Origin of the sequence: Phenylobacterium sp., from assembly GCF_028290885.1 — a bacterium.
Lineage (GTDB): Bacteria > Pseudomonadota > Alphaproteobacteria > Caulobacterales > Caulobacteraceae > Phenylobacterium.
In genome coordinates this window covers 1-26,150 of record NZ_JAQGIZ010000157.1, presented here as the reverse complement: position 1 = coordinate 26,150, position 26,150 = coordinate 1, and the positions used below count along the sequence as shown (strand labels likewise).

Sequence of the window (26,150 nt, the reverse complement as noted above, 5' to 3'; positions counted from 1 at the left end):
GAGCGAAAGCGTCTCCAAGGCGGCGCGCTGCTCCGGAGAGAGCACCTCCAGGGCGGCGGCCGGCGGGAAACCGGCGCCTATCGAGGCGGCGCCGGCGGTGGAGGGCGGGGGAGGGGGGGGCGCCTCGGCGGCAGCCTGGAGGGCGCTCGATTTCGGGGCTTCGGTTGGGGGGCTTTTCTTGGCGCCGGCGGCGGCCGTCGAGGTCCGGGGCTTCGCGGACGCCTTGGCCCGCGGCTTGGCGGTCTTCGCGGTATCATTCATCGTCGACTCCCTCCGGATCGAGCGCGCCCTTCCTCTCGGTCGCGGTCTGGCCTATGACCTCGCCCCTAATGAAAGCCCTATCGCGCCCGGTATCAATGACCAAGGCCTTGCGAATCGCCCTGGGCCTGCTGGCGCTTCCGGCGTCGGGCGCCTTGGCCGCGACGGGAGGGGCGACCGGGGCCGCGCCCTGTGCGCCGGGGACCTCGGCCGGCTATCCCTCTTTCTGCGACATTCCCCCGACGCCGACGGACGTCCGCAGCCCCAAGGCCTTCAGGGCGGCCGTGGTTGATCTCCGCCGCGCCGGCCGGCGGGTGGTGCGCGCCTCGGGGCCGGGGACTTTCGGCCTGCCACTTGGGGAGGCCGACGCCTTCAGCCGGTCCGCCCAGGCCGAGGCTGCGCCGCCCCCGGAGATCGCCGCCCCGCCTTCGGAGCGATCGGAGGCCGCTGCGGCCGAGCTCAGGCGACGGGCCGCCCCGCCGCCGCGGCGGACTCATTGATGACTCCCGACACCCGCCCGCCGAACCCGATCGCCCACCCCAAGGCGCAGCTAGTCCCATGATCCCCGAGTTCCACCGAATCCGCCGGCTCCCGCCCTACGTCTTCGAGGAGGTCAACCGCCTCAAGGCCCGGCTGCGCGCCGAGGGTGTCGACATCATCGACTTCGGCATGGGCAATCCCGACATGCCCACGCCCAAGCACATCGTGGACAAGCTCGTCGAGACCGCGCGCGATCCCAAGTCCGGCCGCTACTCCGCGTCCAAGGGCATCCTCGGCCTGCGCCGGGCCATGGCCGGCTACTACGCCAGGCGCTTCGGCGTGAAGCTCGACCCCGCCACCGAGGTGGTGGCCACCCTCGGCTCAAAGGAAGGCTTCGCCAACCTCGCCCAGGCGATCACGGCGCCTGGCGACGTGATCATCTGCCCCAACCCTGCCTATCCGATCCATGCCTATGGATTCATCATGGCGGGTGGGGTGATCCGCCATGTGCCCGCTCTATCCCCGGAAGCCTATCTCTCGGGGGTCAGCCGGGCCGTGCGGCACTCCGCGCCGCCCGCCAGCGTCCTCATCGTCAGCTATCCGTCCAACCCGACCGCCCAGTGGGTCGACCTCGACTTCTACAAGGACGCCATCGCCCTGGCGCGCAAGCACGACATGCTGGTGCTCTCGGACATCGCCTATTCGGAAATCTACTTCGAAAACAATCCTCCCCCATCGATCCTTCAGGTAGATGGCGCGCGCGACATCGCCGTAGAGGTGAATTCGCTTTCGAAGACCTACGCCATGGCCGGCTGGCGCGTCGGCATGGTCGTCGGCAACGAGCGCATGTGCGCCGCCCTGGCGCGGGTGAAGTCCTACCTCGACTACGGCGCCTTCACGCCGATCCAGGTGGCGGCCGCGGCCGCCCTCAACGGGCCGCAGGACTGCGTCGCCGAGATCCGGGCCACCTACAAGTCCCGTCGCGACGTGCTGGTTTCGGCCATGGCCCGGGCAGGCTGGGACATTCCCGTCCCGCCGGCCTCGATGTTCGCCTGGGCGCCTGTTCCGGAGGCCTTCCGCGAGGCCGGCTCGATGATGTTCTCCAAGCTGCTGATCGAGGAGGCCGGCGTCGCCGTCTCGCCAGGGGTGGCGTTCGGCGAGTTCGGCGAGGGCTATGTGCGCATCGGCCTGGTCGAGAACGAACACCGCATCCGCCAGGCGGCCCGCAATGTGAAGAAGTTCCTGGAACGCTCGGGCCAGATCCTGAGCGGCGCGCGGCGCTACGCGCCGGCGGACTGACCGGAGGGGGCGGGGGGCGTGGCGAGATCCCATTGGCGCATCGGCGTGGCCGGCCTGGGCACGGTCGGCGCGGGCCTGATCGGCCTGATCGCCGCCAACCCGGGCTTTTCTCCCGCGGGCGGCGCCTGCGAGGTCACCGGGGTCAGCGCCCGGTCCCGGGCGCGGGCCCGGCCGGTGGATATCTCCGGCCTAGCCTGGTTCGACGATCCCGAGGCCCTGGCCCGGTCGGAGGACAACGACCTCTTCGTCGAGCTGATCGGCGGCGCCGAGGGGCCGGCCAGGGCCGCCGTCGAGGCGGCGCTGCGCCTGGGCAAGCCCGTCGTCACCGCCAACAAGGCCCTGATCGCCGCCCACGGCAAGGAACTCGCGGCCCTCGCCGAGGCGCGCGGCGCGCCACTGCTCTTCGAGGCGGCGGTGATGGGGGGCACCCCGGCGGTCAAGATGCTGCGCGAGGCCTTGGTCGGCGACGAGGTCGAGGCGGTGGCCGGTATCCTCAACGGCACCTGCAACTACATCCTCACCGAGATGGAGGCGACCGGGCGGAGTTTCGCCGAGGTGCTGGCCGAGGCCCAGGCGCTCGGCTACGCCGAGGCCGATCCCACAATGGACGTCGGCGGCTTCGACGCCGGCCACAAGATCACCATCCTGGCCGCTCTCGCCTTCGGCTGCGCCCCGACCCTGGCGGCCGCCGAGATCGAGGGGGTGGAGAGCATCGACCTTCTCGACCTGCGCCTCGCCAAGGAACTTGGCTATCGCATCAAGCTGGTGGCCAGCGCCGTGCGGTCGGCGAGCGGCGTCTCGGTGCGGGTGCACCCGGCCCTGACCCCCCTCGACCATCCCCTGGCGCGGGTGGATGGGGTGCTCAACGCCCTCTTCATCCAGGGCGCCCGCACCGGACGAATCTTCATCCAGGGGGCCGGGGCCGGGGCCGGCCCTACGGCCGCCGCCGTCGCCGCAGACATTGCCGACGTCATGGCCGGCGCGCGGCGCCCGGTCTTCCAGCGGCCCGCCGCCACCCTGGAGGCCTTCTCTCCCGTCTCGCCGGCCGAGGCGACGGGCCGGGCCTACGTGCGGCTGATCGTCCGCGACCAGCCCGGCGTGATCGCGTCGATCTCCGAAACCCTCGCCGAAGCGGGCGTCTCGATCGACAGCTTCCTGCAGAAGCACGTCGAAGGCGCCGGCGGCGTGCCGATCGTCCTCACCACCCACGTCGCGCCGGAAGCGACGATCGCCAGGGCGGTGACGGCCATGGCCGCCCTCCCGGCCATGATCACCGCCCCGCGCGTAATTCGCATCGCGCGCATCTGAGAATCCGCCGACCATGGCGCGCCAGAGCAGGATGCCGTTGGGCGAAATCGCCTGGCGCATGAATCCTGCTCTCAACTTAAGAGTGTGGAGCGTGTTTCAGACGTTTCGGTGAAACGTCATCAAGCTCTGGCTCCCTTGGAGATAACGATGACTACCCAGATTCTGGATCGCGGCTTGGTGATGGACGCGGTCCGCGTCGCGGAGGAGGCGGCCATCGCCGCCTGGGCCCTGGCCGGGCGGGGCGACGAGAAGGCGGCCGACCAGGCGGCGGTCGACGCCATGCGCACCGCGCTCAACGAACTGGCCATCGAGGGCGTGATCGTCATCGGCGAGGGCGAGCGCGACGAGGCGCCCATGCTCTACATCGGCGAGCGGGTAGGGCGGGGCGGTCCGCGTATCGATATCGCCCTCGATCCCCTCGAGGGGACCACCCTGACCGCCAAGTCCATGGCCGACGCCCTGGCGGTGATGGCCTGGGCCCCCGCCGACACCCTCCTGAACGCGCCCGACACCTACATGGACAAGATCGCCTGCGGTCCCGGTCTCCCCCCTGGCGTCATCGATCTCGACCGCTCGCCCGCCGACAACGTCCGCGCCCTGGCCAAGGCCAAGGGCCTCGATCCCAGCGAGATCTCCGTCTGCGTCCTGGACCGGCCGCGCCACGCCGAGATCATCGCGTCCCTGCGCGTCGCCGGGGCGCGGGTGCGCCTGATTACCGACGGCGACATCGCCGGGGTGATCAACACCGCCGATCCCAACACGGGTGTCGACATGTACGTGGGGCAGGGGGGCGCTCCGGAGGGTGTCCTGGCCTGCGCCGCCCTCAAGTGTGTCGGCGGCCAGTTCCAGGGCCGCCTGGTGTTCCGCAACGCCGACGAGCGCGCCCGCGCCCACGGCCATGGGATCACCGACCTCGACCGCAAGTACGACCTGCACGAAATGGTCCGCTCCGACGCCATCTTCGTCGCCACTGGCGTGACCGGCGGGGCCCTTCTGGACGGGGTGCGCATCAAGGACGGCTTCGTCCACACCCACACCCTTGTGATGAACTCGGCAAGCGGCGCCGTGCGCCAGGTGCGCCTGAAACGCCGGCTCTGATGGGCCTCCCGGATCCGATCGTTTCCGAACAGGCCGGGGCCGGCGACTACCTGGGGGTCGCCTCCTCCCTGACCGGCCGGCGCTGGCGCGCCCGTCCGGCCGACCCAGAGACAATCGCGGCCCACCAGGCGCGGCTCGGCCTGTCGGAGCCGCTCGCGCGGGCCATGGCCTCCCGGGGCGTCGCCGCCGAGGCCGGCGAGGCCTTCCTGCGGCCGACCCTGCGCGCCCTGTTCCCCGATCCCTCCAGCTTCGCCGACATGGACCGGGCGGCGAGCATTCTGGTGGACGCGCTAGAGGCCGGCCGCCCGATGGTGGTGTTCGCCGACTACGACGTGGACGGCGCTTGCAGCGCGGCCCAGCTGATCCGCTGGTTCCGGCACATGGGCCGCGATCTGCCGCTCTACGTGCCGGACCGCCTCACCGAGGGCTATGGGCCCAGCCCCGCCGCCTTCCGCAAGCTACGCGACGAGGGGGCCGAACTGGTGATCACCGTCGACTGCGGCGCGGCGGCCCACGACGCCCTGGCCGCCGCCCGCGAGATCGGCCTGGAGGTGGTGGTCATCGACCATCACCTGATGCGCGACGTCCCCCTGGCGGCGGCCCTGGTCAATCCCAATCGCGCCGACTGCGGTTCGGGCCAGGGCGTGCTCGCCGCCGCCGGCGTGACCTTCGTGCTGCTGGTGGCGCTCAATCGGGAGGCGAGGGGCCGGCGCCTGTTCGCCGCCCGTCCCCAGCCGGACGTGCGCCGATGGCTGGACCTGGCGGCCATGGGAGCGATCTGCGATGTGACCCAGCTGGCCGGGTTCAACCGCGCCCTGGCCAGCCTGGGTCTCAGGGTCCTGTCCGAATGGCGCAATCCCGGCCTTTGCGCCCTCATGGACGGCGCCGGCCTCGCCCGCGGCGCCGCCGGCGTCTTCGAGGCCGGGTTCATCCTGGGGCCAAGAATCAACGCCGGGGGCCGCGTCGGCCGTTCCGACCTCGGCGCGCGCCTGCTCTCCACCGATGATCCGGCGGAGGCGGCGGAGCTGGCCGCTTGCCTCGAGGCGCTTAATGCCGAGCGCAAGGCCATCGAACACGCCATCGTCGAGGAGGCGGCCCTGGTCCTGGAGCGGGACAGCAACCTCGATCCCGACGCCCCGGTCCTGGTGGTGGCGCGCGAGGACTGGCATCCGGGCGTGATCGGCATCGTGGCCAGCCGCCTTCGGGAACGCTACCGCAAGCCCGTCATCGTCGTCGGCATCGACCGCGCGGCAGACATCGCCAAGGGCTCGGGCCGTTCGCAGCCCGGCGTCAATCTCGGCCGCGCCATCCAGGCGGCGTTCGCCGAGGGCCTGCTGCTCACGGGCGGGGGGCACGCCATGGCGGCGGGCCTCACCCTGCGACCCGCGGCCCTGCCGGAGCTCCGCGAGTTCCTCTGCGAGCGCCTGCGGGCCGAAGCGGCCACGGCCACCCTGGAAGACGCCCTCGACGTCGACGCCCTGGTCTCGCCCGGCGGCGCGGCGCGCGCCCTCCTGGAGGAGTTCGCGGCCCTGGCCCCGTTCGGGCCAGGCAATCCCGAGCCCCTGTTCGCCCTCGCCGACGTCCGCGTCGAGCGTCCGTTCCCGATCAAGGGCGGCCACCTTCGCTGCGACCTCGTCGAGCCCGGCGGCGGCCGGCTGAAGGCCATCGCCTGGCGGGCGGGCGACACCCCGCTGGGGCGGCGCCTGATGGCCGGAGGCGGCGCCGTCCACGTCGCGGGCAAGCTCAAGGCCGACGACTGGAACGGCCGCGAGGGGGTGCAACTGGAGATCGAGGACGTGGCCGATCCGCGCCGCGCCGCCTAGAGTCTGGACGGGCGTCACGCCCTTGCGTGGCTGTAATCTCGCGGATATACCGCGCGCTCCCGCGACTGCGGTCCCTTCGTCTATCGGTTAGGACACCAGATTTTCAATCTGGGAAGACGGGTTCGACTCCCGTAGGGACTACCAGGCTGGCAGCCCCACATAGAAATTCCATGGATCGCCGTCCCGTGCGGCATGGTATGCTTCCTCCCGCCCCAAGCGTGGAGTTCCGCGTGTGGGGCGCGGCCGGAAAGGCCTCCTCATGAAAACCCAGCCGTCTTACGGTTCGACACCTGGTCGCCGCGAGCCCATGGATCCGCGGTCCACCGGGGGCCTGTCGCCCCACACCCGCAAGGTTATGCTGAACGACCGGCGCAGCACGCGCTGAGAGCTGCTCGCGCGGCGGGTTCAGGCTAAGGCGTTCGCCGCCGGAGTGGGAACTGGTCCGGCGATCAGGGAACGGCCCAGTGTGTGAATCTCGCGCAAATCATCGCCATCCAGGTGATTCCATCTGGATGGATTTAGAGGCTGATTCGGCCTTTTGATCTGTTCCGTCAAAAGGCATCAGGCTCTGGCGGCGGCGCCTCGACGCTGGTGACCTCGAACCCGATCAGGTTGGCGGTCCCAAAGGTGTTCGCGATCGGCACGTCTACTGCGTCCCGCCCGCGGGCGATCAGCACCCGGCCCATGCGCGGCATGTTGTTGCGCGCATCGAACGCGTACCAGCGTCCGCCGAGATAGACCTCGAACCAGGCGCTGAAGTCCATCACGCCGGCGACCGGCACGCCGATATCGCCCATGTAACCCGTGCAGTAGCGGGCGGGGATGTTCATGCAGCGGCAGAAGGTCACCGCCAGATGCGCATAGTCGCGGCAGACCCCAGTCGCCTCGACCCAGGCGTCGTAAGCGGTCTTGTCCGGCCGGGTATTGGCATAGTTGAAGACGATGTGGTTGTGGACATAGTCGCAGATCGCCTGCACGCGGGCCCAGCCGGGCGGCGTCTTCTCGAACAGCCTCCAGGCCGCGTCGCTCAGGCGATCGGTCTCGCAGTAGCGGCTGCCGAGCAGGAACAGCACCGTCTCGTCGGGGAGGTCCTGCACCGGGTGCTGCTCGGCCCCCGGCGCATAGTCGTCGATCAGTCCGGTATCCCTGATGATGAAGTCCGACGACAGGGTCAGCTGTCCGGCCGGCGCAAAGACACGGCTGCAGATGTTCCCGAAGCTGTCCAGATATTGATGTACGTCCAGGGGCGGATCGGTCCGGAGCCAGTCCGGCGTCTCCAGGTCATCCCGCCGGGACGGGTGGACGCTGAGGGTCAGCAGCATCGGTGTTGGCGACGGGAGGTCGTAGATGATTTGGAAGCCGGTGTGGAGGCGCATGGATCGGCTTCCCACGCGGCGGGTCGCACTACAAGCCACGTGATAGACTCCGCGCAGGATCGGAAGAAGCGTGACCTTAAAAGAAGCACATGGCCGTGACCTATGAGGCAAGACGGGCGTTGAGGTCGAAATGTCTCAGCTTGTTATCGTAGTAGTGCGGCCGGCCGGTCCCGCGCGGCACAGCGAAAAGGGGCGCGGCGCGCGCAGGGATGCTTAAGGACAACATGAGCCAAGGCTCGCTCAAGCGGCATGGGGGGCGCCCGCTGTACACCTGGAATGGCGGAGCCAGGTCCAAAGGGTCAGCGTAAGATTTCGCGCTCTGCTGACGTTTGTCTTCAAAATATGGATAACATCTGCCGGGTAGACGACATAGCTCTCCTGACCAGTCCGAGCCCGTTTCCATGAACTTCCTGCGTTAGATGTCCATCACTGCGTGCAGGCTTGCCAATACCTATCCATAGTTTGCCAAACCGCACTTCTCCCCTCCGATGCGGTTGTCAACGGATCGCGTACCCCCGCAATCTAACCTTGCGGTTATGGTCCAGGCCGGCGGTCGATACCCGGCTAGTTCGGCCGTGACGTGATCGCGACGGCGCACGGCCGCCCTCTCGCCCCGTCTGGAAGTCCCCCATTCGCGTGATGTTTCGTGAGTTGGCGAAGTCGACTGTGAACGGACTGTCCGGCCGGCTCGATGCGGAGTGTGGCTTTTAGGACAAATGTGCGACAAATTATCGCGGACTACGCCGTCACCAATTACGTCGTTGACCTGAGTTATGGCATAACAGCATCATTAACCTTTGCTTCTCCGTGGGGAAGAGGGCGGAGAAAAGGCTGTGGGGCCGATGGCAGATCACGAGTCGGGAGGCCGTGATTCGCACGAGGTTGCTGTGCGGATCAGTGGACGGGTAAAGTGGTTCGATGGTGGAAAGGGCTATGGCTTCATCGTGCCTGATGACGCCAGCCAGACCGGCCTAAAGGACGTGCTTCTCCACATCACCTGCCTGCGTCACGCGGGCCGCGACGGCGCTCCTGAGGGCGCGCCGGTCGTTTGTGATGTCGTCAAGCGCGCCAAGGGCTGGCAGGTGCTTGAGATCATCGAGCTCGACGACAGCCTCGCGCCCCAGAGCGCGGGCTCCAGGGTCGATGAGCGCTTGCGCGATCCGGCCGACACCGCTCGCCAGCGGCCCCCGCCGCCCGCCCCGGCGTCGGGCGAACCCGGCGACGACGCGCGTGAACACGGCGAGGGCAACGGCGTCGCCCCGGCGGCGGCGGCCGCGCCGCGTGCGCCGCGCATCCTCCTCGATCCCGAGGGTCGGCTGGAACCCGCCAAGGTCAAGTGGTTCAACCGCGCAAAAGGTTACGGCTTCGTCGTCAGGGAGGCGCTCCCGGGCGACATCTTCATCCACATCGAGGTGCTGCGCCGTATCGGCGTCGACGACCTCCAGCCGGGCGACGCCGTGAAGGTCCGCTTGGCCGAGGGGCCCAAGGGACTGGTTGCCGCCGAGATCGAACTGGGTCAGGCTTAGGGCTCTTCTCCCCGCGCCATCGGAGTGCCCGGACCTTGACGCTCGCTTCGATCCCCGGCCCCGGCGCGCGGCCGCGCCTCCTGTTGCTCGTCTCCCTGATTGGCGTCTTGATTTGCGGTGGGACGGCCGTCCGCGCCGCCGGCCCGGGCCTCCGCATCGAGCCCCTGGCCGTGGCCACCCACCGGGGCGTGCGCCACTTCACGGTCGAGATCGCCGACACCGAGGCGACGCGGGAGAGGGGGCTGATGTTCCGCAAGCGGCTGGCCGGCGCCCAGGGCATGCTGTTCGATTTCAAGACGCCCCGGCCGGTCGCCTTCTGGATGAAGAACACCCTTATCCCCCTCGACATGCTGTTCATCGCTCCGGACGGTCGCGTGATCTCCATCGCGCGTCAGGCGACGCCGATGTCGGAAACACCTATCCCCTCGGGCGGCGATGTCCTGGGCGTCCTGGAGATCCGCGGCGGCCGGGCGGCGGAGATCGGCGTCCAGCCGGGCGACCATGTCCGGGAGCGGATCTTCCACCCTTGACCCGCCACGTCCAGGAGCCCCCGCCGCCGCCCGAAGGCTTCGTTCTCCAGACGGGCCGCGGCGCCTTCACCACCCATAATGGCCCCTATTACGCCAAGCCGAGCGACACCGGAGTCGTCCAGGCCTTCTACGCCCTGGGCCGCCACTGCAACGGCGTCGGCCTGATCCACGGCGGCATGCTGTCGGCTTTCCTCGACGGCCTGCTGGCCGGGGCGGCGGGCCGCGAGTCCGGCGCGACGGCGGTGACCGTGCACCTCTCCATCGATTTCCTCGACATGGGCCGGGCGGGGGACTGGGTCATAGGCGAGGCGCGCGTCACCCGCGCCACGCGGGATCTCGCCTTCGTGGAAGGCCACGCCCGCGTCCAGGGGCGCGACCTGGCCCGCGCCAGCGGGGTCTTCAAGCTTCTGCGCCGCCGCCCGGATACGCCGTCCGGCGCTCCACCCCCGAAGGAGGCATGAGCTACGATTTCGTCATCGTCGGCGCGGGCTCGGCGGGGGCGACCCTGGCGGCGCGGCTCTCCGCCGACCCCGCCGTCCAGGTCGCCCTGGTGGAGGCCGGCCCCGACTATCGTCCGGCCGACGCGCCCGAGGCCATGGCGAGCCCCAACCCCAGCCGGATCATCATGGACCCGGAGTTCGCGCGCTTCCGCTGGGACGCCCTCAAGGCGCGGCGCACCCGGATCCAGGCGCCGCGAACCTACTGGCGCGGCCGCGGCGTTGGCGGAAGCTCGGCGGTCAACGGCCAGATCGCCATCCGCGGCGTCGTCGAGGACTACGACGACTGGGCGGCCTCGGGCTGCGCGGGCTGGTCCTTCCAGGACGTGCTGCCGGCCTTCCGCCGCCTGGAGCGCGACCTGCGCTATGGCGACGAGCCCTGGCACGGCGCGGAAGGGCCGATCCCGATCTATCGGGCGTCCGTCTCCCAATGGGGCGCTGTGGACCAGGCCCTGGCCGAGGGGGCCCTCGACCTCGGCTATGCCTGGGCGCCCGACCACAACCGCCCGGGCGCTCTGGGCGTCTCGCCCTATGCCATCAACAGCCAGGACGGCCGGCGGGTCAGCGTCAACGACGCCTATCTGGATCCGGCGCGCGGGCGCAACAACCTGGCCGTGTTCGGCGGCTCCGTGGTCGACCGCCTGCTCTTCCAAGGCGACCGGGCCGTCGGTGTGCGGCGCCTTGGTCCCGACGGCGCCCACGAACTGCACGGCGAGGAGATCATCCTCTGCGCCGGCGCCGTGCACTCGCCCACCATCCTCCTGCGCTCCGGCGTCGGCCCCGGGGATCACCTGGCCGAGCTCGGACTCGCGCCCCGGGCCGTGCTGCCGGTGGGGGAGGGGTTCCAGGATCATCCGGGCTTCTTCATGCCGCTCAGGCTCGAGCCCTTCGCCGTCGCGCCGGAGGGCTTCCGCCACACGAACCTGTGCGTCCGCTACAGTTCCGGCCTCGCCGGCGCCGGACCCGGCGACATGATGATGGTGGCGATGAACACCGTCGGCGACAGCCTCGGCCGGCACGTCGCGGGCGTCGACCAGCCCCGCTTCGGCCTGGTCGCGGTGTGGGTCAACCAGTGCTTTTCGCGCGGGCAGGTGCGCCTCGCCTCCCTCGACCCTGCCGACCAGCCGGTCGTCGAGGAGAACATGCTGGACGACCCGCGCGATCGCCAACGCCTGCGCGACGGCGTCCGCCGGCTGCTTCAGATCGCCCGCCGCCCCGCCGTCGAAGCCATCGGCCGGCTCGTCCCGCTGGCCTTCGACCCCGCCGACGACGAGGCCCTCGACACCTTCGCCCTGGCCACGGTGGGCGACACCCGGCACGCGACGAGCACCTGCGCCATGGGCGCACCGGACGATCCGCGCGCCGTCGTCGACCCCGATTGCCGGGTTCTGGGATTGCGTGGCCTTCGCGTCGTCGACGCCTCGGTCATCCCCTTCGTGCCCCGCGCCAACACCCATCTGACCACGGTGATGGTCGCCGAGGTCATGGCCGAGCGAATGCTGGCGGGACGCCGGGCCGGCGGCGAAACGACGGCGGTTTCCTTGACCGCGCCGGCCCCTGCGTCATAACCCTTCTCTCATGTTCGGGGCGTGGCGCAGCCTGGTAGCGCATCTGCTTTGGGAGCAGAGGGTCGCAGGTTCAAATCCTGCCGCCCCGACCATGCCGGCCAAAGAGGATCCAAGGGTTCGCCATGCTCGCGCGCATTTTCCGCCCGTCCAAGACCGCCATGCAGTCGGGCAAGGGCAAGACCACCGAATGGATGCTGGAGTTCGAACCCACGGACGCCAGACGCGCCGACCCGCTGATGGGCTGGACCCAGACCGGCGACACCGAGGGCCAGGTGCAGCTCTCCTTCGAGACCAAGGAGGAGGCGGTGCGCTACGCCGACCAGCACGGCATCGCCTTCCAGCTGATCGATCCCAAGCCCGCGAAACGGATCATCAAGGCCTATGCCGACAACTTCGCCTTCGGCCGCAAGGTCCCGTGGACCCACTAGGCGTTAGCGCCCGTAGCTCAACCGGATAGAGCACTCGCCTTCTAAGCGAGCGGTTGCAGGTTCGAGTCCTGCCGGGCGCGCCAAACGGTTCATACGTAGGGCTGGCGCTCCGCGTCCAGCGTCACGACCCAATCCGCCCGGGCCGGCATCTCGGCCAGAATCCAGCGGGTCAGGCGTTCGTAGTGGGCGACGAAGCGGGCGATCTCGCCAGGCTCCATGCCGCCACCCCCTTGGGCGCGGAGCCTGGCCTCCTGCTCGGCGCGCCAGCCGGCGACCACCTCGAAGCTGGGCGCCTCCAGCAGGATCAGGTCATGCAGGCGGGCGAACAGCGCCTGGTAGGGGCCGTCGAGCTGGTCGTTGACGTAGCTGCGCCAAACGCCTTGCGGGTCCTCGTCCCGCTCCAGGTCGTTGACCGGGGTCGCCAGGGCCGCACGACCCTGGCTGACGGCGCCGACGCACCAGCCCTCCAGGATGATCACGTCGACCGGCGAGGCGACCGTCGGCCAGGTCGCGCGGGGACTGCGGTTGTCGGCCGCCTTGTCGAAGCGGGGCAGGGAGACCTTGCCCTTCGACCGGAGCTGGTCGATGGCGGCGCCGGCCATGGCCACGTCGTGCGTGCCGGGCGGCCCGCGCACCGCCAGCAGCGGGTGGACCTCGCGCGCCAGGCGCTGGCGGGCGTCACGGGTCAGGTAGAAGTCGTCGAGCGACAGGGCCACGGCGCGCAGGCCGCGGTCTTCCAGCAGTCGCGCGGCGTAGCGGGCGATGGTGGTCTTGCCCGACCCCTGCGCGCCGCACAGCCCGACGACCGCGCAGCGCTTGCGGTCGATGCGGCGGCGCTGGGCGCGGGCGGCCAGGGGCTCGCAGACCAGCTCCGCCGTCCGGCGGAAACCCTCGGGCAGGCCTTCCTCGGTGATGAAGCGGTCCAGCCCTTGGTCGTCCACTCGCGCCCCTTTAAGGGCCCGCTAGCCCCCGATGTAGCCGCCGATAATCGGCAGGATCTCGCCGGTGATGTAGCTGGAGGTCTGCGGCGAGGCCAGGAACACGTAGGCCGGGGCGATCTCCTCTGGCTGCGCCGGGCGCTTCATCGGGGTATCGCCGCCGAACTTCGCGGTGCGCTCGGCGTCCTTGTCGGCCGGATTGAGCGGTGTCCACACCGGCCCCGGCGCGACGGCGTTCACGCGGATGCCCTTCTTCATCAGGTGAGTGGAGAGGGCGCGAGTGAAGGCGTGGATGCCGCCCTTGGTCATCGAATAGTCGAGCAGGTCCTTGTTGCCCACCAACCCGGTCACCGAGCCCGTCATGACGATCGCCGAGCCCGGGGGCATGTGCGGCACGGCGGCCTTGGCCATGAAGAAGTAGCCGTAGAGGTTGGTCTTCAGGGTGCGGTCGAAATGCTCCTCGGTGAGGTCCTCCAAATCGTTCACATGCTCCTGGAAGGCGGCGTTGTTGACCAGCACGTCGAGCCGCCCGAACGCCTTGACGGTCTGCTGGACGGCGGCCTCGGCGAACCTGGCGTCGGCGACGTCGCCGGAGAGCAGGATGGCGCGGCGGCCCTCGCCTTCGACGGCGCGCTTGGTGAGTTCGGCGTCCTCGTCCTCGTTGAGATAGGCGATGGCCACGTCCGCGCCCTCGCGGGCGAACAGCACGGCGACCGCCCGGCCGATGCCGCTGTCCGCGCCGGTGACCAGGGCCGCCTTGCCCTCGAGCTTGCCGGAGCCTTTGTAGTAGGGCGCGTCCCAAAGGGGCTTTAGCTGCAGGTCGGCTTCCAGGCCGGGCTTTTCGAGATGCTGCTTGGGGAAGGGCGGCGCGGGGTATTCGCGGGCGCCCGCCTGCATCGGCTTTTCGTCGTCCTCAGCGGGTTTGAAGGAGCGCTGCTCCTTCGCGTCGATCTCCCGCTGGATCTTGCGTTCCTGCTCGGCCGCGCGCTCGGCCTCGCTGCGGAACTCACCGCCGGCGTCGGTGCTGCTCATGACCAAATCCCTTCGGTTTGCTGGGTCTGGTCCAGCAATCGCCAAGGCGACGTCAAGTTCCCGGCGTCACGCGGCCTGGGCGCCATAGACCTCCAGCCCGCGCTGCAGGTCAGCGATCAGGTCGTCGGGATTTTCCAGGCCGATGTGCAGCCGGATCAGCGGCCCGCCGTAGTCGGGCTTGAACTTGCGGGTCTTGAGCTGGTGATCGCAGGGGACCGCCAGGCTCTCGAAGCCGCCCCAGGAGAAGCCCAGGCCGAACAGCGTCAACTCGTCGAGCAAGGCGTTCACCGCCACCTCGGGCCCCGGCTGCAGGGCGAAGGCGAACAGGCCGCAGGCCCCGGCGTAATCGCGCGTCCAGAGCTCATGGTCGGGGCAGCCGGGCACGGCGGGGTGGTAGACCTGCGCCACCTGCGGCCGGCCGGCCAGCCAGGCGGCGACCGCGAGGCCGCTCTCGCCGTGGCGCGCCAGGCGGGTGGGCAGGGTGCGCAGGCCGCGCAGCATCTGATACGCGTCCTCGCCGGTCACCGCCCAGCCCAGGTGCGTGATCCCGTCCTCAAGGGCCTGGACGAGCTTCGGATCGCGCGCGGCGGCCGAACCCATGAAGATGTCGGAATGGCCGCCCACGTACTTGGTGAGGGCCTGGAGGGCGATGTCCACCCCGTGGTCCAGGGGCTTGTAGAGGTATCCGGCGCCCCAGGTATTGTCGGCGACGCTCAGGATCCCGCGCGCGCGCGCCAGCTCGGCCACCCGGGCCACGTCCTGCATCTCGAAGCTCAGCGAGCCGGGGGATTCCATCAGGATCATCCGCACCGCATCCGAGGCGCCGCCCACGAGCTCTTCCGCCGGCTGGCGGGGATCGAAGTAGCGGACCGCGATCCCGAAGCGCTTCAGAACGCTGTCGCAGAACCGGCGGGTGGGCTTGTAGACGGCGTCGGTGACCAACACCTCGTCGCCGGTCTTCAGCACGGCCAGCAGGGCGCCGGTGAGCGCCGCTAGGCCCGAGGGGTAGAGGGTGACGCCCTTGGCGTTCTCCAGCTCGGCCAGCGCCGCCTGCAGCGCGAACTGGGCGGAAAGGCCCTGGCGGCCGTAGGTAAGCTGGCTCGCGTCATCGTAGAGGCTGGCGGCGTCGGGCAGCAGCACCGTCGAGCCCTTCTGGATCGGCGGCCCAACGGTCCTGGCGAGCGTCTGCGGCGTCCCGCCTGAGCGGATGAGGCGGGTTTCGTCTCGGCCGTTGGTCGGGGGCATACGGGTTGCGGAGGCCTAGGCTGCCGGGCGAGAGTGCCCGGCGCACTTAGAGCCCGAGGGTTTGGCTCTTTCAAGGAGCACGGATGATCCGGCGGCTGGCGGCGGCGGCGTTTCTGATCCTGGGTCTGGCTGGCTGCGGCGGCGGCTCCAACCCGCCCCCTGCGCCGACGCCGGCCGGTAAGGCCCCGGCCCCGATCTCGACCCGCTACAAGGCCACGCCGAGCAAGGTGCTGAACGCGGTGCGCAAGCGCGGCTACCTGGCCTGCGGCGTGAACCCGGGGCTCCCCGGCTTCGCCTATCCGGACGTGCGCGGCGTCTGGCGCGGCTTCGACGTCGACTTCTGCCGGGCCGTGGCCGCCGCGGTGCTGGGCGACGCCAACAAGGTCCGCTTCACGCCGATCTCGGCCCTGGACAGGTTCAGCGCCCTGCAGAAAGGCCAGATCGACCTCCTGTCGCGCAACACCTCCTGGTCGTTCTCCCGGGACGCCGGCCTCGGCCTCGATTTCGCGGCGATCACCTATTTCGACGGGCAGGGGTTTCTCGCGCCCAAGGCGCTGGGGCTGACGAGCGCACAGGAGCTCTCGGGCGCGCGCATCTGCGTGCAGGCGGGCACGGTCACCGTGGACAACCTCGCCGACTTCTTCCGGGCGCGCGGGCTGACTTACAAGCCCGTGGTGGTGGCGTCCGAGGCCGAGGCCCGGCGGCTCTATGAGAACGACGGCTGCGACGTGTTCACCGCCGACATCTCGGCGCTCGCGGGGTCGCGCTCGGTGCTGAACAACCCCGGCGCCCACGTGATCCTGCCCGACGTGATCTCCAAGGAGCCGCTGGGGCCGGTCGTGCGCCAGAACGACCCGGTCTGGGCCGACATCGTCCGCTGGACGGTCTACGCCACCGTCCTCGGCGAAGAGCTGGGCCTGACTTCCAAGACCGTCGCCCAAGCGCGCGAAACCGCGTCGGATCCGCAGACCAGGCGGCTGCTCGGGGTCGAGGGAGACTACGGCGCCATGCTGGGGCTCCCCCGGGACTGGGCCTACCAGGTGATCCGCCAGGTCGGCGCCTATCACGAGATCTTCGACCGCGACGTGGGCGCGCGCTCGCCGCTGAAGCTGGACCGCGGCCTGAACGCGCTCTGGAGCGCCCCCAAACCCGGCCTGCTCTACGCCCCGCCGATGCGCTAGGGGGGATTAGGGATCAGGCTCCGGTGACAACCGGGGTGTCGGTGCGGCCGCCCCATTCGGTCCACGAGCCATCGTAGACCGCCACGTCCTCGCGGCCGAGTCGGGCGAGCGCGAGCGCCAGCAGGGCGGCGCTGACGCCGGACCCGCAGGTGGTGACGATGGCCCCGGCGAGATCGACGCCAGCCGCCTCGAATGCGGCGCGGAGGTCGGGAGCGGGCTTCATCGTCCCGTCGGCGTTGATCAGGCCGTTCCAGGGCACGTTGCAGGCGCCCGGCATGTGGCCGCCGCGCAGGCCCGCGCGAGGCTCCGGGACCTCACCGCGGAACCGCGGGCCGGACCGGGCGTCGACCACCTGGGCTTCGCCGCGCTGCAGTGTTGTGCGCACGGCCTCGATATCGCGCACCAGGCTGGGTTCAAGAGCCGGAGCGAGCGTCGTCGTTGCCGGATTGGGCGCCATGGTCTCGATCGGACGGCCCTCGGCGCGCCACTTCGGCAGGCCGCCGTCCAGCACGAACACCTGCGGAAAGCCCATCGTCCTGAGCGTCCACCAGACCCGCGGCGCGGAGAAGACGCCCTGGCCGTCATAGACCACCACGGTGGCGTCCCGCCTCAGGCCCAGGGTTCCGCAGGCCGCGGCGAAGGTCTCCGGCGACGGCAGCATATGCGGCAGGTCCGTCGTGTGGTCGGCGATCTCGTCGATATCGAAGAACACCGCGCCCGGGATGTGGCCGCCGGCGTAGGCGTCGCGGCCGAGGCGGCCTTCGTCCGGCATGAACCAGGTCGCGTCGACGACCTGGACGTCCGGGCCGCCCAGCCGTTCGCCGAGCCAGGCTGTGGAAACCAGCGGGTCGCTCATTCCATCCACGCGGGCGCGGGCAGGCCGCGCTCCCTCAGGAAATCGGGGTTGTAGATCTTCGACTGATAGCGCTGGCCGTGGTCGGCGAGCACGGTGACGATAGTCTTGCCGGGCCCGAGGTCCCGGGCCATGCGGATCGCGCCGGCCACGTTGATCCCCGTCGAGCCGCCCATCACCAGCCCTTCGTGCTCCACCAGGTCGTAGAGGGCCACCAGCATCTCCTCGTCGGAAATTCGATAGGCGCGGTCGATGGCCAGGCCCTCGAGGTTGGCGGTGATGCGGCCTTGGCCGATGCCCTCGGTGATCGAGTTCCCTTCCGCCTTCAGTTCGCCGTCGGTGTACCAACTGTAGAGCGCCGCCCCGTGCGGATCGGCCAGGCCGATGGCGACGCCTGGGTCGGCCTCGCGCAGGGCCTCGGCGACGCCCGCCAGGGTGCCGCCGGAGCCCACGGCGCAGATGAAACCGTCGATCCGTCCGCCGGTCTGGGCCCTGATCTCCGGACCCGTGCTGCGCGCGTGCGCCTCACGGTTGGCGACGTTGTCGAACTGGTTGGCCCAGACCGCGCCGGCCGATTCCGAGGCGTCAAGTTTCACCGCCAAGCGGCCGGAATACTTCACGTAATTCATCTCATTGGCATAGGGGACCGCGTCCACCTCGACGAGTTCGGCGCCGTAGAGCCGGATGGCGTCCTTCTTTTCCTGGCTCTGGGTGCGAGGGATGACGATGGTGCAGCGGTAGCCCAGCGCCTTGGCGACCATGGCCAGGCCGATGCCGGTGTTGCCTGCGGTGCCCTCGACGATCCGACCCCCGGGCCTCAGCAGGCCCTTGGCCTCGGCGTCGCGCACCATCCAAAGCGCGGCGCGGTCCTTCACCGACTGGCCGGGGTTCATGAACTCGGCCTTGCCGAGGATCTCGCAGCCCGTCGCCGCGCTTGCGCGGTTCAGCCGGATCAGCGGGGTGTTTCCGATCACGTCCAGGACGCTGCGCGCGATGCTCATGGCCGCTACTTAGGGGCGCTTACGGCCAAGCAGAAGCCCCGCTCAGGCTTTGGCGAGCGACAGCTGCACCACGTTGGTGCGTTCCGTGCGGAAGCCGGCCTCGCAATAGCCCAGGTAGAACTTCCAGAGCTTGCGGAACCGCTCGTCGAAGCCCAGCGGCGCGATGTCGGCCCAGGCGGCGTCGAAATTCCGGTGCCACTCGGCGAGCGTGTCGGCATAGTCCTGGCCGAACCGCGCGACGGCCGTCCAGGCGAGGCCCACCTTGTCGGTCACCGCCTTCAGCCGAGCCTCGGAGGGCAGCATGCCGCCGGGGAAGATGTACTTCTGGATGAAGTCCGCGCGGTTGCGGTACGCCTCGAAATCCTCGTCGCGGATGGTGATGATCTGCAGGCCGGCGCGGCCGCCAGGCTCCAGCGCGTCGTGGATCTTGCCGAAATAGGCCGGCCAATAGCGCTCGCCCACTGCCTCGAACATCTCGATGGAGGCGACGCGGTCGAACCGGCCCTCGACGTCCCGGTAGTCCACGAAGCGGATGTCGGCCCGCTCGTTCAGGCCCTGGGCAAGCATCCGCTGCCTGGCGAACTTGAACTGCTCCTCGGAGATGGTGATGGCCGTCACCTTCGCGCCCACCTCGCGGGCCGCAAACTCGGCGAAGCCACCCCAGCCGCAGCCGATCTCCAGCACACTCTGGCCGGCCTGCAGGCCCATGCCTTGCGCCAGCGCGCGGTACTTCGCCGTCTGGGCCTCGGAAAGCGGCTGGCCCGGCCGCTCGTAGCGGGCGGAGGAATAGGTCATCGTCGGATCTAGCCAGCGTTCGTAGAAGGCGTTCCCCAGGTCGTAGTGCGCATGGATGTTCTTCCGAGCGCCCTCCCGGGTGTTGCCGCGCAGGGCGTGGCGTACGCGGTTGAAGGTCCAGGCCAGCGGATTGCCCTGGGTCACGCGGCGCAGGCGCGCCCAGTTGGCGGCGAACACCAGCAGCAGGGCCGGCAGGTCGGGCGTGTCCCACTCGCCGGCCATGAACCCCTCGGCGAATCCGATGTCGCCGGTGGCGAGCACCCGGCGCATGAAGCGGAAGTCGCGCACGATCAGCTTGCCGCTCAAGCCGGGCTGTTCGGCGCCGGCGATGCGCAGCTCGCGCCCGGAGGGCATGACGAAGGTCACCGAGCCCAGCATCCAGTTGCGTGCGATGATCCGCAGCGCCGTGCGGAAGGTGGCCGGCGCGCCCTTGAGTTCCGGCAGGCGGCGGAAGGCCCGGCGGTCTCCTGCGAGCCTCGTGAGCGTCGTTTCCTGGGCAAGGCTCATATCGAAGTCCCCACTCCCAATCGTCACAATAGCACCGATCCGAAACTCGGCGAGAGGCCAGAGCCTCTGATGGGTACAGATGATGTCCGCCGTCGGCTCCGCCAGTCCTGCTTGCGCCGCGAGCCGACCTGCGCCACCTAGCCCAGGACACACAAATTCGGGAATAGAAGCGGCAATGACCCAGCCCAACGCCGTCATCGAGATCAAGCCCGAGAACGGCCCGGCGGTGCGCATCGGCAATGCCGAGCGCCTCTCGATCATCGCCGGTCCCTGCCAGCTCGAAAGCCGCCAGCACGCGCTGGAGACGGCGCACGCGCTGAAGGAGATGGCCCGGCGCCTCGGCGTCGGCCTGATCTACAAGACCTCCTTCGACAAGGCGAACCGCACCTCGGTCAACACCGCCCGCGGCATTGGCCTTGCCGAGGCCCTGCCGATCTTCGCCGAGATCCGCGAGACGACCGGCCTGCCGACGCTGACCGACGTGCACGAGATCGACCAGTGCGCCGAGGCGGCGCAGGCGGTCGACGTGCTGCAGATCCCCGCCTTCCTGTCGCGCCAGACCGACCTGCTGCTGGCGGCCGGCCGCACGGGGAAGGTCGTCAACGTCAAAAAGGGCCAGTTCCTGGCGCCCTGGGACATGAAGAACGTGGTGAGCAAGGTGCTGAGCACCGGCAATCCCAACGTCATGGCCTGCGAGCGCGGGGTTTCCTTCGGATACAACACCCTGGTCTCCGACATGCGCGCCCTGCCGATCATGCGCGAGATCGGCTGTCCCGTGGTGTTCGACGCTACCCACTCCGTGCAACAGCCGGGCGGGCAGGGGACGACCTCGGGCGGCCAACGGGAATTCGTGCCGGTGCTCGCCCGGGCGGCGGTGGCCGTCGGCGTGGCCTGCGTCTTCATGGAGACCCATCCCGACCCCGACAATGCGCCCTCCGACGGCCCGAACATGGTGCCGCTGGGCGAGTTCGAAGCGCTCGTGGGAGAGCTCCTGGAGTACGACGCGCTGGCCAAGCGCCGCCGGCCGGCCGCTTGACCCCGTCCGCAACCCGCCGCACAGGCTAGGCTCATGGATCTTTCCGCGCTCCAGCACCTCCTGGGCCTGGCGCCCGGCCGACGCGTCGCCTGCGTCGGCGACCTGATGGTCGACCGCTTCGTCTATGGCGAGGTGAGCCGCCTGTCGCCGGAGGCGCCGGTGCCGGTGCTGGTCCGGGCGCGCGAGCTGGTGATGCTCGGCGCCTCGGGCAACGTGGCGCGCAACGTCGCCGCGCTGGGCGGCGAGGTTTCCCTGGTCGGCCTGGTCGGCGGCGACGCCGAAGGCCACGAGGCCCTGCGCCTGGTGGGCGAGGAGACCGGGGTCGAAGGCTATCTGGTCACTGACGCCGAACGGCCGACGACGCTGAAGACCCGCTTCATCTCCGGCGGCCAGCAGTTGCTGCGCGTCGACCTGGAAGCCAGCCGTGCCGTCACCGGCGACGTCGAGCAGCGGTTGGTGCGCACCATCCGCGACGCCGCCAAGGGCGCGGGCGCGATCCTGCTCTCCGACTACGGCAAGGGCGTCGTCACCGACGCGGTGATCGCCGTCTGCCGCGAGGCCGCGGCGGAATCCGGCGGCAAGCTGGTGGTGGATTCCAAGGCCCGCTCCTTCGCCCGCTACGGCGCGGTCGACATGATCAAACCCAACGCGGCCGAGCTCAGCCACGCCACTGACCTGCCCACCGAGACGGACGCCCAGATCGAGGTCGCCCTGGTCCGCGCCCTGGAGCTGTGGGAGGCCAAGGCGATCCTGGTGACGCGGGCCTCGAAGGGCATCTCGCTGGCGGTGCGCGGCGAGGCGGTGCGGCACTTCCCCACCGCCCCGCGCGAGGTGTTCGACGCCTCCGGCGCGGGCGACACCACCCTGGCGGCGCTGGGCCTGGCCTTGGCGGCGGAGGTCGGCATCGAGGACGCCATCGCCTTCGCCCAGCTGGCGTCCGGCGTGGCGGTCGGCAAGGTGGGGACCGCCACCGTCTCGCCCGACGAACTGATCGAGGCGGCGCTCTCGGCCCACATGGCGCCGGCCGAGGCCAAGGTGGCCACCGCCCAGCGGATGATGGACGAGGTCGCCCGCTGGCGCGCCAAGGGACTGAAGGTGGGTTTCACCAACGGCTGTTTCGACATTCTGCACAAGGGCCACGTGGCCTACCTCGCCCAGGCCAAGGCCTGGTGCGACCGGCTGATCGTCGGGCTGAACTCCGACGAGAGCGTGCGCGCCCTGAAGGGCGAGGGCCGCCCGGTGAACGACCTGGAAGCCCGCGCCCTGGTGCTGGCCGGCCTGGGCTCCGTGGACCTGGTGGTGCCTTTCGAGGAGGATACCCCCGTCAAGCTGATCGAGGCCGCGCGGCCCGACGTGCTGGTCAAGGGCGCCGACTACGCCGAGAGCGAGGTGGTGGGCGGCGACCTGGTTAAGGGCTGGGGCGGCGAGGTGAAGCTGGCGGCCATCGTCGAAGGCTATTCCACCACCGCGGCGATCGCCAGGATGTCCAGGACAGCCTCGGCATGACCCAGCGCCGCATCGCGTTCGTCACCGGCGGCGCCGGCTTCATCGGCTCCAACCTCGTGGCCAAGCTCGCCGAGGACCGCACGCTAGACGTGGTGGTCTGCGACCGTCTGCGGGAGGCCGAGGCCGGCAAGTGGAAGAACATCGCCAAGCATCCGATCGGCGACTTCGTGGCGCCGGAGGACATGTTCGACTGGCTGGAGAAGCGCTGGCGCGACGTCGAGATGGTGGTCCACATGGCCGCGGTCTCCTCGACCACCGAGCCGGACGCCGACAAGATCGTGCATTCGAACTTCACCCTCAGCCGCGACCTCTTCCGCTGGTGCGCCGACCGGCAGCGGCGGCTGATCTACGCCTCCTCGGCGGCCACCTACGGCGACGGCGCGAACGGCTTCGACGACGACAATGGCTACGAGGCGCTGGCGGCGCTGCGCCCGCTCAACACCTACGGCTGGTCGAAGGCGCTGTTCGATCTCTTCGCGGCGCGCCAGGCGTTGCGTGACTACGCCCCGCCGCAGTGGGTGGGCCTGAAGTTCTTCAACGTCTACGGCCCCAACGAAGAGCATAAGCACTCGATGAAGTCGGTGGCCTCGCAGATCTGGCCGCACGTGCGCGACGGCCATGGCGTGCAGCTCTTCAAGAGCTACCGGGCCGACGTGCCGGACGGGGGACAGAAGCGCGACTTCGTTTATGTGCGCGACGCCGCCGACATCACCGAGTGGCTGACGCAAAACCCACAGGTGAGCGGGATCTTCAACCTGGGATCGGGGACGGCGCGGTCCTTCGAGGATATGGCGCGAGCGGTGTTCGCCGCGGCGGGCAAGGACGCCCAGATCGACTACACCCCCATGCCGCCGGCCATCCGCGACAAGTACCAGTACTTCACCGAGGCCAAGATGGATCGGCTGCGGGCTGCCGGCTACGACAAGCCCATGACCTCGCTGGAGGACGGGATAGGCGACTATGTCCGCTCCTATCTCAGCCAGCCGGACCCTTACCGCTAGCCATGAGCCGGTCCCGGCCGCGCTCGAGGCAGTGGCTCGCCGCCAGCTTCATCGGGCTGCTGATCCTCCTCATCCTGGCCTTCGCGATCTTCCGCGGCGACCTGATCCGCTATTCGCTCGATCCGAAAACGCCGTTCCAGACCTATAAGCCGCCGCCGGCGCCGGATTACGCCAAGCCCGGAGCCTGGGCGCTGCTGCCCACCAACTCGGAGACGCCCACGGCCGCGGACCCGGCGGCGGACGTGTTCTTCATCTCGCCGACCACCTATGAGGGCGGGCGGGAGTGGAACGGCCCCATCGGCGACGCCCGGTCCGACCGCATCTTCCGCAGCGTGATGGCGCCCAACTACGCCGGGCCGTTCGTGCGGGTCGGACGGATCTTCGCGCCGCGCTACCGGCAGGCGGGGCTCTACAGCCTCCTGACCCTGCGCGAGGACGCCCGCGAGGCGCGCAAGTTCGCCTATGGCGACGTCGCGCGCGCCTTCCGCTACTGGCGCGACCACGACAACCAGGCCCGGCCGTTCCTGATCGTAGGCGTGGAGCAGGGGGGCACGCTGGCCGCGCGGCTGCTGGCCGAGGAGGTGGCGCCTGATCCCCAGCTCCGCGCGCGGCTCGCCGGCGCCTACCTGATCGAGACCGTGGTCCCTGCGACGCGGCCGGCGCTGCCGCCGTGCGTGCGGCGCGACGAGGCCGGCTGCTTGGCGGCCTGGGCCAGCGTGCCGGCGAGCGAGATCGACCGCGGCCGCATCCTGCTCGACCGGGCGCTGGTCTGGGACGCCAGCGGCGAGCTGCAGAACCTCCAGGGGCCCGCCCTCTGCTTCAATCCCATCCTCGGGGCCACCACCGACGAAATCGGCCCGGCCCGCCTGCACGAAGGCGCGGCCAACGCCACGGGTCTGGAGTGGGGCGCCCGGCCCGCCTTCCTCGCCCGCCAGATCTCGGCCCGCTGCGAGGGCGGGGTGTTGCGCGTCTCCTCGCCGAGATCGGCCTCGCTGAAGCCCTCCGGATCCTGGACCGAGCAGCGCATGGCGCCGGGCTTCAACCTGTTCTACGCGGACCTGGAGAACGACGCCCGCGCTCGCGTGACAGCCTTGACCCGGCCCTAAGCCTGGCGTCTTCGTAACGGCAACACGCGAGGGAGCGAGCGCCATGGCGGACGCCAATCGTCAGATCGTGCTGGACCGGCTGCCGCAGGGCGACAAGCTCGGGCCTGAGCATTTCCGCCTGACCGCTGACACGGCGCAGCCGGCGCCGGGGGACGGCGAGGTGCTGCTGCGCACCCGCTACATCTCGCTGGACGCCGCCAACCGCGCCTGGATGCAGGGCGCGACCTATCGCTCGGCGCTGACGTCCGGCCAGGTGATGGCGGGCGGGGCGCTGGCCGAGGTGGTGGAGTCCAACGTCGGCCACCTGAAGCCGGGCGACGTGGTGTTCGCCGACACCGGCTGGCAGGACTACGCCGTCCTGCTTGGCAAGCGGCTCGTGAAGCTGCCGCCGCTGGAGCCGATGACCCACCTCATGAGCGTTTTCGGGGTCGCCGGGCTGACGGCCTATTTCGGGCTGCTGGAGTGCGGCAAGCCCAAGGCCGGCGAGACGGTCGTGGTCTCGGCCGCCGCCGGCTCGGTGGGTTCGATCGTCGGCCAGATCGCCAAGCTCAAGGGCTGCAAGGTCGTCGGCATTGCGGGCGGAGCGGAGAAGGGCCGTTGGTTGGTGGATGAACTCGGCTTCGACGTGGCGCTCGACTACAAGGCCGGCGACCTGCGCCGCCAGATGAAGGAGGCCATCCCCGAGGGGATCGACGTCTATTTCGACAACACCGGCGGCGACATCCTCGAGACCTGCCTGTTCGCCATGAAGACCTTCGGCCGCATCGCCTGCTGCGGGGCGGTCTCGCAATACGACGGCGCCGCGCCGCCGCATGGTCCGCGCGGGGTTCCCGGCCTGATCGTCACCAAGCGCCTGACCCTGCGCGGGTTCGTGGTCATGGACTTCGACGACCAGCGGGAGAAGGCGCTGAAGGACCTGCAGGCCTGGGTCGCGTCTGGCCAGATCAAGGTCCAGGAGGACATCATCGAGGGGCTGGAGAACACGCCGGCCGCCCTGATCGGCCTACTCGCCGGCGAAAACCGCGGCAAGCGCATGGTGAAGGTCCGATAGGCGCAATCCGGACGAATTTTGGGGAAGCCGCGAATCGGCGTCGACTCGGCGATCAATCTCCCTGCAGGCTCGAGGCTTGTCTCCGATGAGCGCCGCCCACGACTACTCCAGATATGCCGACCTCGCCGACGCGCCCGCGCCGGACGCCGACGTCACGACCCTTACCGGCCGCCTCGACGCCAAGCTGACCGAGCTGGCCTCCGCCGGCTGCCGCGTCCAGTGGATCGAGGTTTCCGAGCCAGAGATGATCGCCCTCTTCGTCGAGGGCGGCGACGAGGCGATCCAGCTCGATCCCGACCCGGCCGTAGACAAGGCCTGGTACGGCGACTTCGAGGTCCGGCCCACGATCAAGAGCTGCATCTGGATCTACGTCGAGGGCGAGGTCGAAGCCCAGATCAGCGCGCACATCGTCTCGTAGGCAGTTATCCCGCGTCCCTCAGGCCCAGGCCGGCCTTCCAGTCGAATAGCTCCTGCAGCACTTGCAGCGCCTTGCCGCGCTGTGACTTCAGGTCCGGATCGCGATTGACGATCAGCCGGGCGTCGTCGCCGGCCGCGGCGATCAGGTCGCGATGGGGGCCCAGAACGTCGGCGAAGACGTAGTCGGGGAAGCCGGACTGGTTGAGGCCATGCGCGTCGCCGCCGCCTCGCAGCTCCAGGTAGGTCTCGGCGATCAGGTAGCCGTCGTCGGTGCGCCTGAGTATTTCGAG

24 protein-coding genes, 3 tRNA genes and 2 pseudogenes are annotated in these 26,150 nt (G+C 69.9%); 20 read left to right on the top strand and 9 right to left on the bottom strand.

Annotation, left to right across the window (positions count from 1 at the left end):
* Positions 1-261 (bottom strand): annotated as a pseudogene (locus tag JWP28_RS10705) (hypothetical protein); the annotation flags it as partial.
* 107 nt (positions 262-368) lie between these two features.
* Between JWP28_RS10705 and JWP28_RS10700 the strand changes: the two are divergent.
* The 6 genes from JWP28_RS10700 to JWP28_RS10675 all read left to right on the top strand — a co-directional run bounded on the left by JWP28_RS10700 (position 369) and on the right by JWP28_RS10675 (position 6,410).
* Entirely contained in the window at positions 369-758 is a 390-nt protein-coding gene (locus JWP28_RS10700; RefSeq protein ID WP_299542746.1) for a hypothetical protein, read from the top strand.
* A gap of 58 nt (positions 759-816) precedes the next feature.
* Positions 817-2,037, top strand: a complete 1,221-nt coding sequence (locus tag JWP28_RS10695; RefSeq protein ID WP_299542745.1) for an LL-diaminopimelate aminotransferase — start codon at positions 817-819, stop codon at positions 2,035-2,037.
* An 18-nt stretch (positions 2,038-2,055) separates the two neighbouring features.
* Positions 2,056-3,345, top strand: coding sequence for a homoserine dehydrogenase (locus tag JWP28_RS10690; RefSeq protein ID WP_299542744.1), 1,290 nt, complete (start codon positions 2,056-2,058; stop codon positions 3,343-3,345).
* A gap of 147 nt (positions 3,346-3,492) precedes the next feature.
* Complete coding sequence (gene glpX / locus JWP28_RS10685; protein ID WP_299542743.1) at positions 3,493-4,443, top strand: class II fructose-bisphosphatase; 951 nt, start codon at positions 3,493-3,495, stop codon at positions 4,441-4,443.
* Positions 4,443-6,266 (top strand): single-stranded-DNA-specific exonuclease RecJ, encoded by a 1,824-nt coding sequence (gene recJ / locus JWP28_RS10680; RefSeq protein ID WP_299542742.1) that lies wholly within the window; start codon positions 4,443-4,445, stop codon positions 6,264-6,266. The genes glpX and recJ overlap by 1 nt, the downstream gene beginning before the upstream one ends.
* 69 nt (positions 6,267-6,335) lie before the next feature.
* Positions 6,336-6,410: transfer RNA gene (locus JWP28_RS10675), tRNA-Glu, on the top strand.
* Between the two features lie 407 nt (positions 6,411-6,817).
* Here JWP28_RS10675 and JWP28_RS10670 read toward each other — a convergent pair.
* Positions 6,818-7,642, bottom strand: coding sequence for a transglutaminase family protein (locus tag JWP28_RS10670; protein WP_299542741.1), 825 nt, complete (start codon positions 7,640-7,642; stop codon positions 6,818-6,820).
* 842 nt (positions 7,643-8,484) lie between these two features.
* Here JWP28_RS10670 and JWP28_RS10665 point away from each other — a divergent pair.
* The 7 genes from JWP28_RS10665 to JWP28_RS10635 all read left to right on the top strand — a co-directional run bounded on the left by JWP28_RS10665 (position 8,485) and on the right by JWP28_RS10635 (position 12,274).
* A complete protein-coding gene (locus tag JWP28_RS10665; RefSeq protein ID WP_299542740.1) occupies positions 8,485-9,168 on the top strand; it encodes a cold-shock protein in 684 nt (227 codons plus the stop codon).
* A 35-nt stretch (positions 9,169-9,203) separates the two neighbouring features.
* Entirely contained in the window at positions 9,204-9,698 is a 495-nt protein-coding gene (locus JWP28_RS10660) for a DUF192 domain-containing protein (protein WP_366143804.1), read from the top strand.
* The gene (locus JWP28_RS10655) at positions 9,695-10,159 is read left to right on the top strand and encodes a PaaI family thioesterase (protein WP_299542739.1); all 465 of its coding nucleotides are present in this window, start codon (positions 9,695-9,697) and stop codon (positions 10,157-10,159) included. Before JWP28_RS10660 ends, JWP28_RS10655 begins: the two co-directional genes overlap by 4 nt.
* Positions 10,156-11,763, top strand: a complete 1,608-nt coding sequence (locus tag JWP28_RS10650; protein WP_299542738.1) for a GMC family oxidoreductase N-terminal domain-containing protein — start codon at positions 10,156-10,158, stop codon at positions 11,761-11,763. The genes JWP28_RS10655 and JWP28_RS10650 overlap by 4 nt, the downstream gene beginning before the upstream one ends.
* 15 nt (positions 11,764-11,778) lie before the next feature.
* A tRNA-Pro gene (locus tag JWP28_RS10645) sits at positions 11,779-11,855 on the top strand.
* Positions 11,856-11,885: 30 nt separating this feature from the next.
* Positions 11,886-12,191, top strand: a complete 306-nt coding sequence (locus JWP28_RS10640) for an ETC complex I subunit (RefSeq protein WP_299542737.1) — start codon at positions 11,886-11,888, stop codon at positions 12,189-12,191.
* Between the two features lie 6 nt (positions 12,192-12,197).
* Positions 12,198-12,274: transfer RNA gene (locus tag JWP28_RS10635), tRNA-Arg, on the top strand.
* 6 nt (positions 12,275-12,280) lie between these two features.
* Here the strand turns inward: JWP28_RS10635 and JWP28_RS10630 are convergent.
* From JWP28_RS10630 to metC, 3 genes are all read right to left on the bottom strand, one after another.
* The gene (locus JWP28_RS10630; RefSeq protein WP_299542736.1) at positions 12,281-13,132 is read right to left on the bottom strand and encodes a kinase; all 852 of its coding nucleotides are present in this window, start codon (positions 13,130-13,132) and stop codon (positions 12,281-12,283) included.
* 21 nt (positions 13,133-13,153) lie between these two features.
* The gene (locus JWP28_RS10625) at positions 13,154-14,161 is read right to left on the bottom strand and encodes an SDR family oxidoreductase (RefSeq protein WP_299542735.1); all 1,008 of its coding nucleotides are present in this window, start codon (positions 14,159-14,161) and stop codon (positions 13,154-13,156) included.
* Between the two features lie 66 nt (positions 14,162-14,227).
* Complete coding sequence (metC, locus tag JWP28_RS10620; RefSeq protein WP_299542734.1) at positions 14,228-15,406, bottom strand: cystathionine beta-lyase; 1,179 nt, start codon at positions 15,404-15,406, stop codon at positions 14,228-14,230.
* Positions 15,407-15,489: 83 nt separating this feature from the next.
* On the opposite strand from metC, the gene JWP28_RS10615 reads away from it, so the two are divergent.
* The gene (locus JWP28_RS10615; protein WP_299542733.1) at positions 15,490-16,587 is read left to right on the top strand and encodes an amino acid ABC transporter substrate-binding protein; all 1,098 of its coding nucleotides are present in this window, start codon (positions 15,490-15,492) and stop codon (positions 16,585-16,587) included.
* Positions 16,588-16,600: 13 nt separating this feature from the next.
* Here the strand turns inward: JWP28_RS10615 and sseA are convergent, their stop codons facing one another.
* Genes sseA through JWP28_RS10600 form a run of 3 tightly spaced genes read right to left on the bottom strand, consistent with a single transcriptional unit; the run spans position 16,601 to position 19,743 of the window.
* Positions 16,601-17,443 (bottom strand): 3-mercaptopyruvate sulfurtransferase, encoded by an 843-nt coding sequence (gene sseA, locus JWP28_RS10610; protein ID WP_299542732.1) that lies wholly within the window; start codon positions 17,441-17,443, stop codon positions 16,601-16,603.
* Entirely contained in the window at positions 17,440-18,441 is a 1,002-nt protein-coding gene (locus JWP28_RS10605) for a cysteine synthase A (RefSeq protein WP_299542731.1), read from the bottom strand. Before JWP28_RS10605 ends, sseA begins: the two co-directional genes overlap by 4 nt.
* A gap of 42 nt (positions 18,442-18,483) precedes the next feature.
* Entirely contained in the window at positions 18,484-19,743 is a 1,260-nt protein-coding gene (locus JWP28_RS10600) for a cyclopropane-fatty-acyl-phospholipid synthase family protein (protein WP_299542730.1), read from the bottom strand.
* Between the two features lie 175 nt (positions 19,744-19,918).
* Here JWP28_RS10600 and kdsA point away from each other — a divergent pair, with 175 nt between their 5' ends.
* The 6 genes from kdsA to JWP28_RS10570 all read left to right on the top strand — a co-directional run bounded on the left by kdsA (position 19,919) and on the right by JWP28_RS10570 (position 25,861).
* Positions 19,919-20,779, top strand: coding sequence for a 3-deoxy-8-phosphooctulonate synthase (kdsA, locus tag JWP28_RS10595; protein ID WP_299542729.1), 861 nt, complete (start codon positions 19,919-19,921; stop codon positions 20,777-20,779).
* A gap of 33 nt (positions 20,780-20,812) precedes the next feature.
* On the top strand, positions 20,813-22,285 hold the full coding sequence (rfaE2, locus tag JWP28_RS10590) for a D-glycero-beta-D-manno-heptose 1-phosphate adenylyltransferase (RefSeq protein WP_299542728.1): 1,473 nt from the start codon (positions 20,813-20,815) through the stop codon (positions 22,283-22,285).
* Positions 22,282-23,286 carry an ADP-glyceromanno-heptose 6-epimerase gene (rfaD, locus tag JWP28_RS10585; protein WP_299542727.1) on the top strand — a complete coding sequence of 335 codons (1,005 nt, stop codon included), beginning with the start codon at positions 22,282-22,284 and terminating at the stop codon, positions 23,284-23,286. The genes rfaE2 and rfaD overlap by 4 nt, the downstream gene beginning before the upstream one ends.
* A gap of 2 nt (positions 23,287-23,288) precedes the next feature.
* Complete coding sequence (locus tag JWP28_RS10580; protein ID WP_299542726.1) at positions 23,289-24,392, top strand: DUF3089 domain-containing protein; 1,104 nt, start codon at positions 23,289-23,291, stop codon at positions 24,390-24,392.
* A 43-nt stretch (positions 24,393-24,435) separates the two neighbouring features.
* On the top strand, positions 24,436-25,443 hold the full coding sequence (locus JWP28_RS10575; protein WP_299542725.1) for an NADP-dependent oxidoreductase: 1,008 nt from the start codon (positions 24,436-24,438) through the stop codon (positions 25,441-25,443).
* 85 nt (positions 25,444-25,528) lie between these two features.
* Positions 25,529-25,861 (top strand): hypothetical protein, encoded by a 333-nt coding sequence (locus tag JWP28_RS10570; RefSeq protein ID WP_299542724.1) that lies wholly within the window; start codon positions 25,529-25,531, stop codon positions 25,859-25,861.
* A gap of 4 nt (positions 25,862-25,865) precedes the next feature.
* On the opposite strand, the pseudogene JWP28_RS10565 reads toward JWP28_RS10570, so the two are convergent.
* Positions 25,866-26,150: pseudogene (locus JWP28_RS10565) on the bottom strand (ATP-dependent DNA helicase RecG); the annotation flags it as partial.